The organism is Bartonella vinsonii subsp. berkhoffii ATCC 51672, from assembly GCF_902825225.1.
GTDB lineage: Bacteria > Pseudomonadota > Alphaproteobacteria > Rhizobiales > Rhizobiaceae > Bartonella > Bartonella berkhoffii.
On sequence record NZ_CADEAK010000009.1, the window covers coordinates 17675 to 33872 of the forward strand.

The 16198-nt window shown below is 40.3% G+C and carries 9 protein-coding genes and 1 pseudogene; all 10 read right to left on the minus strand.

What is annotated here, in order from left to right:
• Nucleotides 1-168: 168 nt before the first annotated feature.
• A pseudogene (locus J7R10_RS10335) lies at nt 169-2186 on the minus strand (BID domain-containing T4SS effector).
• A 502-nt stretch (nt 2187-2688) separates the two neighbouring features.
• Nucleotides 2689-4362, minus strand: coding sequence for a BID domain-containing T4SS effector (locus J7R10_RS05670; protein ID WP_010705609.1), 1674 nt, complete (start codon nt 4360-4362; stop codon nt 2689-2691).
• A gap of 281 nt (nt 4363-4643) precedes the next feature.
• Nucleotides 4644-5861 carry a BID domain-containing T4SS effector gene (locus tag J7R10_RS05675; RefSeq protein ID WP_010705608.1) on the minus strand — a complete coding sequence of 406 codons (1218 nt, stop codon included), beginning with the start codon at nt 5859-5861 and terminating at the stop codon, nt 4644-4646.
• 321 nt (nt 5862-6182) lie between these two features.
• Nucleotides 6183-7667 (minus strand): BID domain-containing T4SS effector, encoded by a 1485-nt coding sequence (locus J7R10_RS05680; protein WP_010705607.1) that lies wholly within the window; start codon nt 7665-7667, stop codon nt 6183-6185.
• Nucleotides 7668-7982: 315 nt separating this feature from the next.
• Nucleotides 7983-9581, minus strand: coding sequence for a BID domain-containing T4SS effector (locus tag J7R10_RS05685; protein WP_010705606.1), 1599 nt, complete (start codon nt 9579-9581; stop codon nt 7983-7985).
• Entirely contained in the window at nt 9556-10095 is a 540-nt protein-coding gene (locus J7R10_RS05690) for a hypothetical protein (protein ID WP_010705605.1), read from the minus strand. The genes J7R10_RS05685 and J7R10_RS05690 overlap by 26 nt, the downstream gene beginning before the upstream one ends.
• Nucleotides 10096-10190: 95 nt before the next feature.
• Nucleotides 10191-12110, minus strand: a complete 1920-nt coding sequence (traG, locus tag J7R10_RS05695; protein ID WP_010705604.1) for a Ti-type conjugative transfer system protein TraG — start codon at nt 12108-12110, stop codon at nt 10191-10193.
• Nucleotides 12111-12285: 175 nt separating this feature from the next.
• Entirely contained in the window at nt 12286-13914 is a 1629-nt protein-coding gene (locus J7R10_RS05700) for a BID domain-containing T4SS effector (protein WP_010705603.1), read from the minus strand.
• A 374-nt stretch (nt 13915-14288) separates the two neighbouring features.
• Nucleotides 14289-15917, minus strand: coding sequence for a BID domain-containing T4SS effector (locus J7R10_RS05705; RefSeq protein WP_010705602.1), 1629 nt, complete (start codon nt 15915-15917; stop codon nt 14289-14291).
• 12 nt (nt 15918-15929) lie between these two features.
• Entirely contained in the window at nt 15930-16136 is a 207-nt protein-coding gene (locus J7R10_RS05710; RefSeq protein WP_010705601.1) for an antitoxin VbhA family protein, read from the minus strand.
• Nucleotides 16137-16198 lie beyond the last annotated feature (62 nt).

The window sequence follows — 16198 nt, forward strand, 5'->3', positions numbered from 1 at the left end:
ATATTATCCATATGATATTTGGGATTTCTCAAGCTCTCTGTTTTGCTTTCTCAAATCATGATCAGGCTCTTTTTGCTTGATGGAAGACAATGAGCAATGGGAGAGAGCTCTCTTAAAGCGATAATTCAACGTAAGAAAGAAGGAACAAGTGAAAGCTTATGCGTGCCTTTAGATGAACATTGCCCTTGCATACTCCGCTTTACGTGGTTTAATGCTCTGTTGTATCGTTTTGTCATGCATGGTATTTTCTCTGCTTTCATTGCTGTTGGATTTAAAATTTTTATGGATTTTTCGTAATTGTTTTCTTTTATGGATTGAAGCAGATTTTGTGTTGAATACTCATTAAATGTTCGATAAGAAAGCTCTCTATCGGGAATGCTGTGTCGTATCTCTTTTACAGATTGGACGATTTTTGTGATTTCTTGTGCTTTGCTTAATGATGTGCCAATAATTTGAGCAAGTTTTTCGTAATTCTTTTCTTCTATCGCTTCATGCGCGCTTGGTGATAAGCACGCATTGATTTTTTGCTATAAGCGCGTATTTCTTCTCTGAGTTCGAGAGACTGTGATAAAGTTTTTTGCTGTTGTTCTTTTGAGAGGGTGCAGAGATCTTTCATCCATTCAGGGGTTTCTACCAACTGTTCACAGCGCTTTTGTTTCGCACAATGGTTTTGCAGAATATCTTGTTCTACTTGTTTAAAAGTATCCGCGTAATGGTCAATGGCAATACACAGGGGTAAAATATTGTCTTCAGCACGTGCACGCGCGTTATTGATGATGCCACTGATGTTGATACCAGCAAGCTTAGAAATAGATTTAGAGAATTCTATAATTTGACATGCAAGTTTCTCCCCCTCGAGGGGATTTTCATGAATCATTTCAAGTTTTTTCTCTAAAATATGCAGATTACCATAAACAATCTTGCACAAAACTTCGATTGCTTGTTTTCTAGGTTGGATGGATGTGTCTTCTTTAATCTTTTCAAGGATTTCTTCTTTTGTGAGGGGGGATATTTTTTCTGCTGGAATGAGTATTTGTTGTAAGTCTTGGGCTTTGGGCACGGTAAAGGTCATGGGGACACCAATTTTTAGTGTCTTCAATTGCTCTGGTGCAAGATGTTTCTTATTCCCTATGATGAAAGTGCCTTTAACATCGATCATGAAGCTATTTGCACCACCGCCTCTATAGAAGCCTGTATAGGTTTCCTTTTCTTTAGTTGTGAGAACAAGACGCTCTTTCATATTCTCAACCTCAATCTTTTTCATATGGTCCATGAATTCTTTTAAAATGAGCGTTTTTTCTGGATTGGAGATATCATAAAACAGATGCTTCATCGGTTCTGAATCACCAGATTTTACTGATGCAATACTGGCAAGATTCATGCGTTCTTTGGTAATCAGAGAAAAGTTTAATTTGTGACCTGCAACTTCAGCAAGTTTTTCAAAAAACATCCTTTGTGTGCGTCCATTGCCTTCTCTGAAAGGATGCGTATAGTTCAGCTGTATCATCATTTCAGCAGCATTTTCAACGAATTCTTTGCGGCTTAAGCCTTTGAAATTATTCTTCTCGGTTAGTGTTCTGTCTAAATTTTCAAGGCCCTCTTGGACCTTTTTTCCTGATGCAAAAAAAATATTTGCTTTTTTCATTTCTGACATACAGGCAACGGTGCTATCTTTAAAGGTAAAGGATTTCTCGCGTGTTTTTCCAGCCCATTTAAAAGTGTTTTTAAATAAAGTGTGATGAATATAGAGGAGATAGGCTGATGTTAGCTTTTGTGGTGGTGCTTCTTAGCGCAGATTAATGATTGCTTTTGCTGAATCATGAGCACATTGTACTTGTAATTTTCCATAATCCGTTATGCCATATTTATTTTTCAGTGTGATACTGTTTGGATAAAAAAAATTGCGCGGTGATATATTCTTTTCTTGATTTTCTAAAGATGGAGGCTGTTTTTCAAGAGGGACTGTTTTTTCTTTTGGAGGAAATGTGTTTTGCAGATTTTTGGGCTGTAGCGCTGTGAGAGAAGAAGGAGCACCCATTGTCAAGATTGTTTGTTGCTCTGGTGGGAGATGTTTTTGATTTCCTATGATGTTCGTCTTATGAATATCCATCATCAATTCATGTCTATAGCCTTTATAGGAGTTATGATTGTACGGCTTTTTTTGTTCTATCATTGTAAAATGATATTTTTTTTCATTCAATCCTCGCATCATTAAATCATCTCACCTAGAATTCCTTTAAAACAAGCAATTCTTCTGGACTGAAAATACTTTCAAGCGAATGTTTTATGGGCTCTGGATCACCATGGTGTGTTGCTGTTGAGCGGACAAATATTTTGCTTTTATCACAAAAAAATTGCGCTTTTGGTCTGCTGCTTTGGTGCGTTATTTCAATAAAGAGTTGTTTTGGATGTCTGTTCTCTTCTTTGAATGGATATATATCATGAAAGTTTATCATTATTTTAGTCATATGTTCAACGCGTTCTGCTCGTGTTAAGTTTTTTAAATGTAAAGAGGGCATCGTGGGAATGTTTGGCCCATTTAAATGGGCTGTGCAGTTTTATGATGCAGTTTTAGCAATTTACGGATGAAACGACGGGGGTGTTTTATCTTTTCCGTAACAGCAATAGAGATGTTTGTGTAATGATTTTGCCTCGATTGCACCAAAGGAAGAGAGAAAATAAAGCGGTTTATCTGGTGAAAGCCATTGTTTTTTGTAATTCAGCTCTTCGTGGTTGCACATCTGGTGGATTATTATCTGCTTGCCTAAAGGCTTCAGCAGCTTTTTGTTGTAGATTTTCTGATGAGTGCTCAGGCTGTTTGGGAGATTCTGATGGGAGTTGCTGTTTTTGCAAGCTTTTCTCTAGGCTGCTAGAGTGTGCATGGCGTTTTTGTTTTTCCTGATGTTTTTCTAAAATGTTTTCTTTTGCATTTTTTACAGCTTCTGCATAACCTTCAATGGCATTCCCTAGATGTGTAAGAGCGTTTTCAGCCTGTTTGCGTGCATTACTTTTAAAGCCATGGAAATCGTAACCAGCAAGTTTACCAAAAAAATTGGGGTAATTTGTAACTTGCCATGCAAGCTGTTCTCCCTCAGCAGGAGATTTTTCAATTGTTTCAAGTCTATACTGCAAAATACCCGGGTCTTTATAAGCAACTGTACACCAATATACGACTTCTGCATGGCAATATTTGACCGATGTATGACTTTTAACTCTGCGGGCAATTTCCTTATGCGAAAGGGGAACCATTTCTTGTTCAGGTTTACGCGGCTTTTGTAAATCTTCAGCTATTTCCTTTAGGTCTATTGATGTTCTATGGCGTGTTTGTGTTCCTATGTGGCTCTGAAAAATGTTCTCTTTTGCCTGTTTTACAGTATCGGCATAATTTTCAAGGGCAAGACAGAGGGATGCAACCTGCTTTTCAGCTTCTTTGCGTGTTTTACTTTTTACACCCAAAATTTTTTTTCCAGCAAGTCTGGCAACAAGTGCAGGATTTTCTGCGACTTGCCATGAAAGACTTTCTCCCAAGATGGGATTTTTTTCAATGTCTGCGAGTTTGTTTTCAAAAATATCTGGGTTGCCATAAACAGTTTGAGATAAACTTTTGATTTCGTCTTTACAAGTTTGAACCAACATATTGTTTTTCACTTTAAGAATAATTTCTTCTTGTGAGAGAGATATACTTATTCTTGAGGAAGCAACAACTGGAGTGGCTGGATTGCTTAGCTCTTTTTTTCTTATACGTGGTGATTTTGGGGGAGTAGATGAAACAGGTGTTGCGTAGAGCCCTTCGCTGTCTTGGGAGGATGTGCTGCTTGTCTGCATGCCTCTCCTGTCTCGCATTTTGGGTGGAGTTGGTGGAGCAGGTGTTGCGTAGAGATTTTCACTTTCTTGGGAGGATGTGCTGCTTGTTTGCATGCTTTTCGCACGGGGTGGTTTTTGTAAGATAACCTTTGGGTAGAGGCCTGCACTTTGTTGTACGCCTGTTTGGCTTTGCTGTTTGTCTCTTGCACGCGGTGGTCTTTGTGGAGCAACGTTTAAGTTTGCGGTTCCACTTTCTTGCGTGGTTGTTTGGCTTTGCTGTTTGTCTCTTGCACGCGGTGGTCTTTGTGGCGCAGCCCTTGTGTTTGCGGTTTCATTTTCTTGTGCGGTTGTTTGGCTTTGCTGTTTATCCCTTGCACGCGGTGGTCTTTGTGGAGTAGCTCTTGTGCTTAGGGTTTCTTCTGGGTGTTCGGGGAGAGGTGGTTTTTGCTCCTTTGGAGAAGTTTTGGGGGTGATTGGTGTTGTGGGAGAGTGTTCACTCTGTTCTTGAAATTTTTGCATCATGCTCGCTATAAAAGGGGAGGGTTGTCTTTTTTTCATGCATGTTTCCTTTCAAACTTTTACACTCTTTGTTTTTCAATCCCCCCTTCGCGCCTTTCTCCATCGTGATGCTTTTTCATGGCTTTTTATGGAGGAGGCTAAAAATACTTTCAAAAGATTTTGTGCTCTTCGTGCAGGTCATTATCTTTATGAATAAGTTATGTCACATCATGAGGAAATTTTGATGAAACTTCCCCCTTACAGTGCTTATGGCACTTGGCGCAAACTCCTTTGCGAAAATTGCGCCAAGAACAACATGAAAAACGCAAATTTATCTACATTTAGCTGGCAAAAGCCATCGTTTTGGGTGCGGTTGCTTGGCGGGAACGAACGTCCTGTGTTCTTTCAGGTGTCTGTTGAGAGGTTTTTTTCGCTTCATAATGTGCGGTGGATGACAAGTATTCAGGAAGTTTAGAAGACTTGGTTAAGTCTTTTTGTTTTTTTAAGCCTTTAGCCAGTTCAGCAGAAGGGTCATGGAGCTTTTGTTGCAGTTGTTGGGATTGTACAAGACTTTCTTTTAGCAAATGGACGACAGTTGCATAATTGTCAATAGTTTCAATCAGGGAGGAAAGTCCTGCTTCAGCATGTCTGCGGGCACTATTTTTTAAGCCACACATGCTCACACCAGCATAATTATGAAAAGATTGCGGATATGCGGCAAGTTGCCACGTCAACTCCTCTGCCGTAGCAGGATTCTGAAAAACTTCCTCCATTTTGCTTGCCAAAATATCCGATTTGCCAAAAACAATTTGGCTCCAATGTGTGACTCGTTCCTGATATCTTCGCACTGTTGGATTTTTAGGAATTTCTGCATTTAAAAGGGCTTCTTGTTCCCTTTTAGACGGGTCTGGACTTTGCAAGATTTTGGCTACAGCCTCACGGCCCATTGTTTGTTCATAGTATATGAGGACTGCTTCTGGGGTTATCGACAAGTCGTCTTTTGCATATTTTACAGCCTCTCCATAACAGGCAATAGCGCCACAAAGGGTAGAAAGATTTTCTTCTGCATTTTGGCGTGCGCTGTTTTTCATGCCACAGAGATTGAAACCGGCAAGCTTAGAGACACTCTCCGGATGTGCTGCAAGTTGCCATGAGAGGCTTTCTCCCAGAGCGGGATTTTTTTGAATTTCCTCCATTTTTTCTTGTAAAATATTTTTGTTGTCATAAACAATTTTGCACAAATGTTGGATTTTCTCTTGATATCCACGCACCAATTGGCTGTGTGGAAGGAGTTTCGCAATTTGCGCTTCGGAGAGTCCCTTTGTTCTTGTTTGTAAAGCTGCTGTTGCGTAGAGGGTTTCCTCTTCATTTTGATCTGTCTTGTTTCTTACAGAGTGTCTTTGTTCTTTTTCTTTTAATGCAGGAGAGGTTTTTTTTCTTCGTGGAGCAGATTTTGTGGAGAGGCTTTCTGAGGAAGTGTGCCCTGCGGTAGCTTGTTCATAGTGTTTTATGTATTCTTGTACTGAAAGCTGTAGAGGAGGGGGTTGGTTTTTTTTCATGCATGTTTCCTTTTCATCATTGTTTGAGAAAACCTCTTTGACGCAATCCCCACCTTTATCGTTTGAAGCTTTTATACAAAGGATCAATTTGAAGGGCATCCAAAGACTTGCGCTATTTGCCACTATCGTAATGGATATTTGTGTCTTTTATAGAGCTTTTTTATGAAATTTTATCAATAACTTACATAAATTACGGGTTTTCTTTTTTGTTACATTTCATAACAATTTTTGGCGCAATCGAAACAGAGCGATTGCGCCAAGAGATAAAATAACAAATGATCACATAACAGGAAAAACTTTATGTGTTTTTCATGTGCACACTTACATCGCAAAAGCCATTGCTCCTTTTGGGGAAGGAGTTCTGCTGCGTTGATGTTCTTGCTGTTGAGCGCCCTGTTTTCTTCCTCTTTCGTGATGCTGCTGATGCTGATGATGATGTCCGTGTTCTGGACTTCTCTGTCCTCTCTCAAGGTTTTTTGTGAGATCTTTGTGTATCTTTTTTGCAGTCTTTATATGTCTTTCAAAAGCATCACAAAGAGGACCTATACCCTCTTCTGCATCTTTGCGGGCGGGGCTTTTTACGCCAAATAGTTTTTGACCAGCAAGCTTACCAACACTTTCAGGATTTTCTAAAAGGTTTTGTAAGATTTCTTGTCCTTGTTTAGGATTTTCAAGAATCTTAGCAAGTTCTTTGTTCAAGGCATGTCGGTTACCATAAACAACGACGCACCATTCTTGGACCTCTAGTGCACCATATTGGAAATCTAGGTTTTGTGCAAGCCCTGAAATCATTAGATCTTTCTGGGTTCTGGGAGGTGACGTTCTTCTTGTTTTTTCCACTCCTTGGTAGATGGGATTTTCTTGATGGTCAGCATCTGGTCCACCACTTCCCATACCAACTGTTGCATAGACGGATTCTACGGGTCTGGGGGGCTGTTGTCCTCTCTGTGGACCAAATTCAAGCTCTGCATAGACATGCTCTGGTTTTTCAGATTGCCGCCCTCCACTGCTTTCATAGAGAGGATTTTTTAATTGGTGAGGATATTGTTCCCATTCTAGCTCCTGTAAATCAGTTACTGCATAGGGGTTTACTAGTTTTTTGGGATTTGGCCCACCACGCGGTACTGCATAGGCACCTTCTGGGTTTAATGGTTTTTGGGGTGCATAGGGATTAATTTCTGGTTCTGATTGTGGACGCTGCTCTCTGTTTGGTTTGTTAACCTTTGCGTAGAGGACTTCAGGTTCTGATTGTGAACGTTGATCTTTTGACGGTTTGTTAATCTTTGCGTAGAGCACTTCTGGATTAGAGGGAAGAGGGGTGGGTTGATGTTTTTTATGATCAGCATCTGGTCCACCACTTCCCATACCAACTGTTGCATAGACGGATTCTACGGGTTTGGGGGGCTGTTGTCCTCTCTGTGGACCAAATTCAAGCTCTGCATAGACATGCTCTGGTTTTTCAGGTTGCCGCCCTCCACTGCTTTCATAGAGAGGATTTTCTAAGTGGTAAGGATCTTGTGTCCCTTCTAGCTCCTTTAGATCAGTTATTGCATAGGGGTCTACTAGTTTTTTGGGATTTGGCCCACCACGCGGTACTGCATAGGCACCTTCTAGGTTTAATGGTTTTTGGGGTGCATAGGGATTAATTTCTGGTTCTGATTGTGGACGCTGCTCTCTGTTTGGTTTTTTAACCTCAGCGTAGAGGACTTCAGGTTCTGATTGTGGACGTTGATCTTTTGACGGTTTGTTAATCTTTGCGTAGAGCTCTTCCATAAAGGGATGACGGGTGGGTTGATGTTTTTTCATGCACGTTTCCTTTCAAAATTTAGAAAACCTCTTTGGCGCATTCTCCACCTTTATGCTTGGATCGCTTTTATAGAAAAGGTGCTCATTTGAATGACTGAATGACCTCCAAAGATTCTGCGCTATTCACCGCTACTGTAATTGATGTTTGTGTCTTTTATACAGTTTTTTTGTGATATTTTATCAATAACTTAAATAAAATTACTGGGTTTCTTTTGAGAAAACTTTTTTGTAATATTTTAGAACACTCTTGACGCAATCGAGAGGGAATGGTTTGCGCCAAGAGATCAGAGGAAACGCTCAACATTCTGTTGATTTTTAGCTGGTAAAAGCGAGGGATGAAGAGCGACTGATTTTGAGGGCGCGTGCTTGACATTGTGCTTCTTTGATGTTGTCTACGACTTTGGCAATGTTTTTGGCTTTGCTTTCTGAGGTGCCAAGCAGGCAAGAAAGTCTTGTGATATCTTGGTCCTGTATGGCTTTACGCTCTTCTGATGACAAACGATTGTGTATTTGACGACCATAAGTATGCAGTTCTTGTTGCAGCATAGGGGAATAAGACAAGACTTCCCTTTGTTGTTCGGCTGGTAAAGAAAAAAGAGTTTGCAGGTTTTTTGTGGGTTTTTCAACAGATTTGCCCAAGCGATTTTGTTCTTTTACGTGTTGCTCTAGAATTTCCTCCTTTGTCTGTTGTATTGTTGTTACATAATTTTTTAACGCTTCACAAAGCCGCGGAAGATTCTCTTCAGCTCGTCTTCGCGATGGGCTTTTTATGCCACAAAATTTACTTCCCGCAAGTTTACAAATGAATTTAGGATTTTGCGCTATTTGATCGACAAACTGTTCCCCCAAGCTTGGATCGCCATTTATGATCTCCATCTGTGCTCTTAACACGTGCCTCTTGCCAAAAACACGCTTTGACAAATGCTCAACTTGTTTTTGGCATTTTTCGATATAGGGATCATCTTGAAGCTTATCAAAAAGTTCTTTACTGGAGAGAGGCGCTAATGTTTCTTTCGGAATCAGAAACTCTCGTAAGTTTTGAACATTCGTTTTTTCAAAGCAGATGCGGGCGCCATTGTGTAAGTTTTTGATTTGCTCTGGTAGGAGATCATCTTTGTGGCCCACAACGAAAGCGTTTTCCACTTCCAGAACAAAACCTTCTGCTGAAGAGCCTCTATAGAGACCATCGTAAGTGACACCTTCTTTTGCCGCGATAACAAGGCGATTGTTTATTTCATGGAGTCCAGAACTTCTCATCTGATAAATGAATTCTTTTAAAACCTGTGCTTTTTGGGGATGGGTGATATCTTCAAACAGATCTTTCATTGGCTGTGAGTTGCCGTTTTGCATGGCTTCAATACAGGCAAGGTTCATGCGTTCTTGTGTGATAAAAGAAAAGTCAATCTTATGACCTGCCGCTTCTCCAAGCTTTTCCATGAACATGCGATTGACACGTCCATTCCCTTTTCGGAAAGGATGGGCATAATTGAGTGCCATAAAAACTTCAGCGGCTTCTTCCGCAAATTGTTGGCGTGATAAACCTCGTAAATTGTTTTTTGTGGTAAGATTTCGCTCTAATTTTTTTAGTTCTTTTTGAATCTGTGAACCAACAGCGAAGGGGACTTCATAACCTTTTGGTCGCATGGCTGGCATACGAGCAGTGGACCCATCTGCAAAGGTAAAGGAGGTATCGCGGGTCTGTCCGGCCCATTCAAAAGTCTTGTAGAAAAGGCTCCAGTGGATTGTTTTTATATAGGCGGCATCAAATTTTCGCGGGGGTGGTTCAAGGCGAAAATTCACGGCTGCTCTGGCTGTGTCGTGGGCACAGCGTGCATATAGTTTTTGTGGATCGGTGATACCATATTTATTTTTTAGTGTTTTGCCATTTTTATATAGGTAATTTTGCTCCAACATATTTTTTATTCCTTAAGTAAGGGGGTGGGTAATGGATGAGCGTGCGAAACGCTTCGTGGACAAATTCCCCCTTCGCGTATTCTTTTAAGATTTCAAACCTTTCGGGAGAGAGACTCCTTCCCTCAACTCTAGAGCGCCGTATCTGTGCTGCTGGCTGTACCAACGGTTTTATGTTTTTTTTATCATGCTTTTGGCAGAAGAATTGATGGTTTGTTCGCATTATTTGCATGCATGTTACTTCTTTCATGTGTGTGAGGTCAGCTTTTTTGATGTCTCTTTTCTTTCTCTTTATCCTTGTCATCAAGAACATTTCTTTCAAAGCTGCTCTCTTCAAAAACTCTTTGAGAGGCGTTTGAAAAAGAGATAGGGTGGTCGTAATCGCCCTTGGCTGTTTTGGGGGCTTTGTATAATTTGTATAATGTGTGCTGTCATAATGGATGTTCGTGTTGGTGATCGCACTCATAAAAGCAGTGATCAAGAATTCTGCTTTATCATTGTTTTTTTGTTGGTCCATACAGAAACTCCTTATTTAAGGGGCTTTAGAGGATATCTGTTTTTCTCTTTTATACTGTTGTTCTGCCCTTAAGACGCATGACCAGAGGATGTTTTTCAGTTTTTCTTTGCTTGTGGGGCAAAACGGTTTTTTTCAGCAGCCGCTAACATTTCTTTTCTTCTAAAATAGATCGCTCGACCACATCGTAAAGGGGGATGTCCTTGCATAAGAATAATTTGTTCGTCTTGACGCATTTCTTGAATAATTTCATGCGGTAAAATCAGCGCTCTTTGTTGATAATTGATGTTGTAAGAGCTCTTTCCCAAAGACAAACCTCTCGATTTGCTTGTTCCGGCTACTTCAACGGTCATTTGACCACAGCGCTCTGAAATGTCTTTGGCTGTTTGCAGGTCCTTAATGGCGGCATAACTCACAAAGGAGCAACTTTCAAACCATGAGCGCGCTCCTGCTTCTCCAAAGTGATTGACCAACTGACCAGTGGATTGATAAAAGAGCATGAGGGAGGTGCCATATTTACGACCACGATCGCGTGCTTCTTCTAAGATGTTCATATAACCAAGAAGATCAACTTCATCTAAGACAAACAAAACACGCTTTCTGTAGTTTCCGTCAGCTGTAATCATGGCATTTAAAAAGGCACCAATAATCACCCGCCCAATCGCTGGATAACTGTTTAAAATGCTTGCAGGGAGATTGAGAAAAATATCAGTATTGCCATTGGTAATATCTGAGGATGCAAAATCATCCCCACAGACCAGATTGGCATAGTTTGACAAAGAAAGCCATTGCGTATCTTTTGATGCGGTTGTATAGACCCCTGAAAAGGTCTGTTCCGCCATTTCTGTGAAAATACCAACCATTTCACGAATAAAAGGAGAAGGGGTCGTTTCTTGAATCATCCGTAATTGATTGACAACCGCCGTTTCTGATTGAGACAAAATTCCACGTAATGTTTTTAAATTGCGTTCACTGTCTTCATATTCATCAGAGAATATGACATGTGCAAGAAGAGCAGTTAAAAGATTATGGGCTTGTGTCGAAAAATATTCTGCTGAAGAATTCTCTGATTTTTTATCTGTAAGAAGCAATTTGGAAAAACCCACAATATTGGCTTCACGTTGTGTGCGTGGTACGCTCTCGTCTAAGAGCCAATCGAGAACATTAAAATTTTTTGTTAAAATGGAGTTGGGATCGAGAACAATAACATTTCTATTGCCCATCTTTTTTCGTGCAAATCTAACGATTGGTGCAACTTCGGTTGAAGGGTCGAGACAAACAATAGAGCCTGGATAGGTTAAACATGTTGGTATCACTGTACTTGTGGTTTTATATCCACCAGAACCGGCAAAAAAGATCATGTGTGTTGAACCAAAATCAAGATTAAAAGTAAGCAAAGGTACTTTCCCCCCTTTCCCCCATGTTGTTTTATCGCCAGGAGCGAAGGGAATATTGCACACACTGTCTTGATCAACTCGGCATCTTTCACCAACGACAATTTGGCCATTGGCAGGAAAAATTTGGGCTGCATCTCTTAAATTCATCCATGAGGCATCTCCAAAAACGCCTTTTTTGGCGCGCTTGATCTTGTTGGTGTGTGGAGAGAGCGTCATGACTTGAAGGGCTAATAGAACAACGCCGCCAATAATACCAAAGACAACCATGGGATCCATGAATTTGAGGGCATAGCTCCACGTTATTCCTTGTTGACCAACATAGGGACTTAAGCGTTTTATTTCATTCCAAATGTAGGAAAAAGCAATGAGGCCAAAAAAGACAGCCGAGACAAGCGTGATCGCTTTACGCAGATACAGTTTTTGCGATAAGTTATAAAACAATGAAACAGTAGCAATCAGCACGAGCATCAATAAAGGTTCTGAGCGAAGATACCAATAGACTTGATTTTCCTGTAGCCCATTGATGATAAATAATAACAAATGAGGAACGAGAAATATCGTTAAAGTTCCTAAAGCGATTGGTGCTAAAATAAGGACCAGCTGCATTTTGCTATATTTCATTGTAGTTTTATCCAGTTGTTATCGAGATATGATGTAAAGTTACGGGGGATGCCGGAAAGGGTCATTTCAAAAGTGGTAGTAAGCTGTTCGTTAACTTTCTTTTTTTCAGGAGCGGGAGAATGTTAGAACATCTCTCAGCTATGGGGACAAATGAAGGAAACAGGGTGCAAACAGTTTAGCTTGCCATAGCAAGTGCTTTTGAACGATATGTCGTGCGTGTTTGCACTTGTTGGTGTGCTTCTTTGGCTTGCGTGGCGATTGCTGTAATTTCCTGCGCTTTACGTTCTGAGACACCAAGGCTTTTCGCGAGTGTCCCATGATCACCATCCCTGACTGCTTTATGCTCGGCTGGTGAGAAACGGCCCTTGATATTTTTTACAAGAGTACAGAGCTCTTGTTGAAGGGGAGGATTGTTTTCTAACCCTTCTTGCTGCGATTCTTTTGGTAAGGTGAGAAGATCTTGCAAGCTTTTACTTGGCATTGCTACTTTTTGTCCACGACGTTTTTGTTCTGCTTGATGCTCTTGTGTAATTTCCTTTTGAGCATGTTTTACAGCATGGGTGAAATTTGTAACTGCACAACAGAGTACTTCAATATGCTCTTCAGCATTTACGCGTGCTGAAGTTTTGAGGCAAAGAAGGTCAAAACCTACAAGATTAGCAACAGAACTAGGAGATCTCTCAATCTGATTAGAAAGTTGTTGCCCAAGTTCTGGATTTTTAATAATATCCACCATCATTCTATTGAATGTTTTTGAGCTCCCATAAACAGTTTTTGATAAGTGTTGGATTTGTTGTCGGCATGTGTGGACACAGGCATCCTCTGCAATTTTTTCAGAAAGTTCATTTTTGCTCAAAGGGGCTAATGTCTCTTCTGGGATGAGAATTTTTTCAAGCTCTTGCGTTTTGGGGACTGTAAAGGTGAACATCTCACCGGATTTTAATGTTTTGAGTTGTTCTGGTGTGAGATGCTCTTTGTTGCCGATAATGAAGGCACCTTTCACATTGAAGGCAAAGCCCTCAACACCAAACCCTCTAAAGAGGCCTGTGTAAGTTTCTCCTTCCTTTGCAACCATAACGGGGCGATCATTAACATTGCGTCCACTCTCTTTCATATTGTCCATGAATTCTTTTAAAAGAAGTACTTTTTCTGGATTGGAGATATCCTCAAACAGATGTTTCATAGGCTCTAGATTGCCCTCTTTTTCTACTGCAATACTAGAAAGCATCATGCGTTCTTTTGTTACAAGCGAAAAGTTAAGCTGATGCCCTGCTGCTTTGGCAAGATTTTCAAAAAAGATCCGCTGTGTGCGTCCATTGCCTTTTCTGAATGGATGGGTATGGTTAAGAGAATTAAACATTTCCATTGCTTCAGAAATAAATTCTTCGCGTGTTAAGTCTTGCAAATTGTTCTTTTCAAAAAGTGTCTGATCTAATTTTTGTAAGCTTTCTTGGATTTCATCACCAATGGCAAAAGGATTTTCCCAACCTGTTCTTTTCATTTCTGGCATGGCAGCAGTGGTGCCATCTGAAAATGTAAAGGCTTCATCGCGAGTATGACCCGCCCATTCAAATGTATTTTCAAATAAGCGTTTGTGAATATATTTTAGATAGGAGCTATCAAAATTTTCCGGTAGAGGTTCTTCACGAAGATTAACCATCGCTTTTGCTGAATCCTGCGCACATTTTTCCAGAAAGGATTTTAAGTTTTTTGTTCCATATTTATTTTTGAGTGTGACGCTACCAGGATAGGTATAATGATGGGGTGAGGGGATTCTACTTATTTTTGACTTTGCTTTTGGCATTGTTATCTCCTTAATATTGTAGCGTTGTCTATAAGAGTGTTAAATTTCTCGAGTGAAATATCGCCCCTTGCATCTTTCTCTAAGATTTCCAGCGTTTTAAATGAAGCCTGTTTTCTTCAAGGGCGTCACTGTTCTGCATTAGCTTCTTTTTCATATTTTTGTACGCCTTCTCACGTTTCAAGAACAGTTTGCTGTGTTTTCCTTTCGTTTTTTTAGAGATGTTCGTAAAATGACAGGATATGGCGTGAAATGCTTCTTTTTCATTGATAAAATGACATGTCTCCTTTTCTCATGAGGGTGCGTGTGTTGAAATATCTGCAAGTTTATGGATGTCAAATGAAGGAGGCAGGCTTTCATCGTTTTTAGCTCAGTTTTTAGCTGGCCATAGCCAACGTATTTGAGCGATTGAGTTTGCGGGTGAAGACTTGCTGATGTGCTTTGGTGGCTTTCTGAACAATGTCGCTAATTTCTTGCGCTTTCTGTTCTGAGACACCCAGACTTTTTGCGAGTGTTTCATGATCATTTCTTTTGATCGCACTCGACTCGTTTGATGAGAGACGATGCTCTAAACAACGTATAAAAGCGCGGAGTTCTTGGTATAATAGAGGAGATTGAGACAATAGCTCTGTTTGTTTTTCTGGTGATAGGCAAAAAAGATCTTGCAAGTTTTGACTTGGTTTCTCTATTGCTTTTCCGCGGCGATTTTGTTCAATGTGATGTTCTTGAGTGATTGCAAAACGCGTATGTTTTACAGCATCCGCATAATTCGCAATTGCGCTACTGAGCAGATTGACATGGTCTTGAGCATTTGTACGCCCTGAAGTTTTGAAGAAAAAAAGGTCAAAACCTGTAAGAGAAGCAATAGCACGAGGAAAGCGTTCAATTCGTCTAGCAAGCCGTTGGCCTGAGTCTGGATTTTGAAAAATCTCTGCCATCTGGTCATCTAATACTTTTGAACTGCCATAAACGATTTTTGACAAATGTTGAACTTGGTCTCGCGTTGTTTGGACACGAGGACTTTTTGCAACTCTTTCGGTAAATTCACTTGATGTGAGAGGCGCTAGTGTTTCTTTAGGAATAAGCGTGTTTTCAAGCTCTTCCATTTTTAGGGCTGTAAAGGTGATTATATCTCCTGTTTTTAATGTTTTCCGTTGTTCTGGGGTGAGATGCTCTTTATTACCTAGAATGTAAATCCCTTGTGTATCGAGCAAAAAGCTATTGGAATAATCTTCTTTATAGGTTCCTAAGTAGGTTACATTTTCTTGTGCAACTTTAACAAGACGATTATTAATATCGTGTCCAAGTTCTTTCATGTCGTTCATGAAGTGCTTTAAAAGAAGCCTTTTTTCTGAGTGGGAGATATCTTCAAATATATGTAGCATGGGCCCTGGATTGCCATGTTGTGCTGCTTCGCTATAGGCATCTATCATGCGTTCTTTTGTGACAAGCGAAAAGTCAAGCTGATGTCCTGCTGCTTGGGCAAGCTTTTCAAAGAAGAGTTCTTCTGTGTGTTCATTGCCATCTATGAAGGGGTGTATATATTTGAGAGAAACAAACAGTCCTACGGCTTGAGAGATAAATTCTTGGCGCGTTAAGCCTTGCAAATTTTCTTTTTCAGCAAGCGTTTCCTCAAATCTTTGTAAGCTTTCGAGGATTTTCTCACCGTTTACAAAAGCATCGCCCCTTTCCGCTCTGTGCATTTCTGGCATGGTGCCAACGGTACCATCTTCAAATGTGAAGGGGGCATTGCGGAGTTGCCCAGCCCATTCAAATGTTTCTTTAAACAACCGCTGATGGAGATGGCATAGATAAACACAATCAAAAGATTCTGGTAGTGGTTCTTGACGTAGAGCGTTTCTTGCCTCTTCTGTATCAGAGGAACATTTTTCCAGAAAACGTTGTAAATTTGTTTCTCCATATTTATTCTTTAGTATTTGGGTTCCAGGATAGATATAATGATGGGGGGAAGGGGTTCCTCTTGTTTTTGACTTTGCTTTTGGCATATCATTACCTCTTTATAAGAGAGTGTTGTCCATAAGAGTGTTAAATTCCTCCAGTGAAATATTCCCCTTGGCGTATCTTTCTAAAATTTCAAGCGTTTTAGGATGTAGTGTTAACCCCTCAATTTCATGGCTGTTGATGGCGGCATCAACAGCTTCGCGGCGCTTTTGCAATTCTTCCGCTGTAGGAGAGGAAAGATTTTCTGTTCTCTTTGTTTTCATTTATTTTTCCTTTAGCGTTTTTCAACAGTTGCTTTAAAAGGTTTTTCTTACAGCAGATGTTT

Excerpts from the sequence above, each read along its gene's own strand:
- traG (WP_010705604.1), bottom strand. The coding sequence starts at position 12,110 with ATGAAATATAGCAAAATGCAGCTGGTCCTTATTTTAGCACCAATCGCT.
- J7R10_RS05690 (WP_010705605.1), bottom strand. The coding sequence starts at position 10,095 with ATGGACCAACAAAAAAACAATGATAAAGCAGAATTCTTGATCACTGCT.
- J7R10_RS05685 (WP_010705606.1), bottom strand. The coding sequence starts at position 9,581 with ATGTTGGAGCAAAATTACCTATATAAAAATGGCAAAACACTAAAAAAT.
- J7R10_RS05670 (WP_010705609.1), bottom strand. The coding sequence starts at position 4,362 with ATGAAAAAAAGACAACCCTCCCCTTTTATAGCGAGCATGATGCAAAAA.
- J7R10_RS05700 (WP_010705603.1), bottom strand. The coding sequence starts at position 13,914 with ATGCCAAAAGCAAAGTCAAAAATAAGTAGAATCCCCTCACCCCATCAT.
- J7R10_RS05705 (WP_010705602.1), bottom strand. The coding sequence starts at position 15,917 with ATGCCAAAAGCAAAGTCAAAAACAAGAGGAACCCCTTCCCCCCATCAT.
- J7R10_RS05680 (WP_010705607.1), bottom strand. The coding sequence starts at position 7,667 with ATGAAAAAACATCAACCCACCCGTCATCCCTTTATGGAAGAGCTCTAC.
- J7R10_RS05675 (WP_010705608.1), bottom strand. The coding sequence starts at position 5,861 with ATGAAAAAAAACCAACCCCCTCCTCTACAGCTTTCAGTACAAGAATAC.
- J7R10_RS05710 (WP_010705601.1), bottom strand. The coding sequence starts at position 16,136 with ATGAAAACAAAGAGAACAGAAAATCTTTCCTCTCCTACAGCGGAAGAA.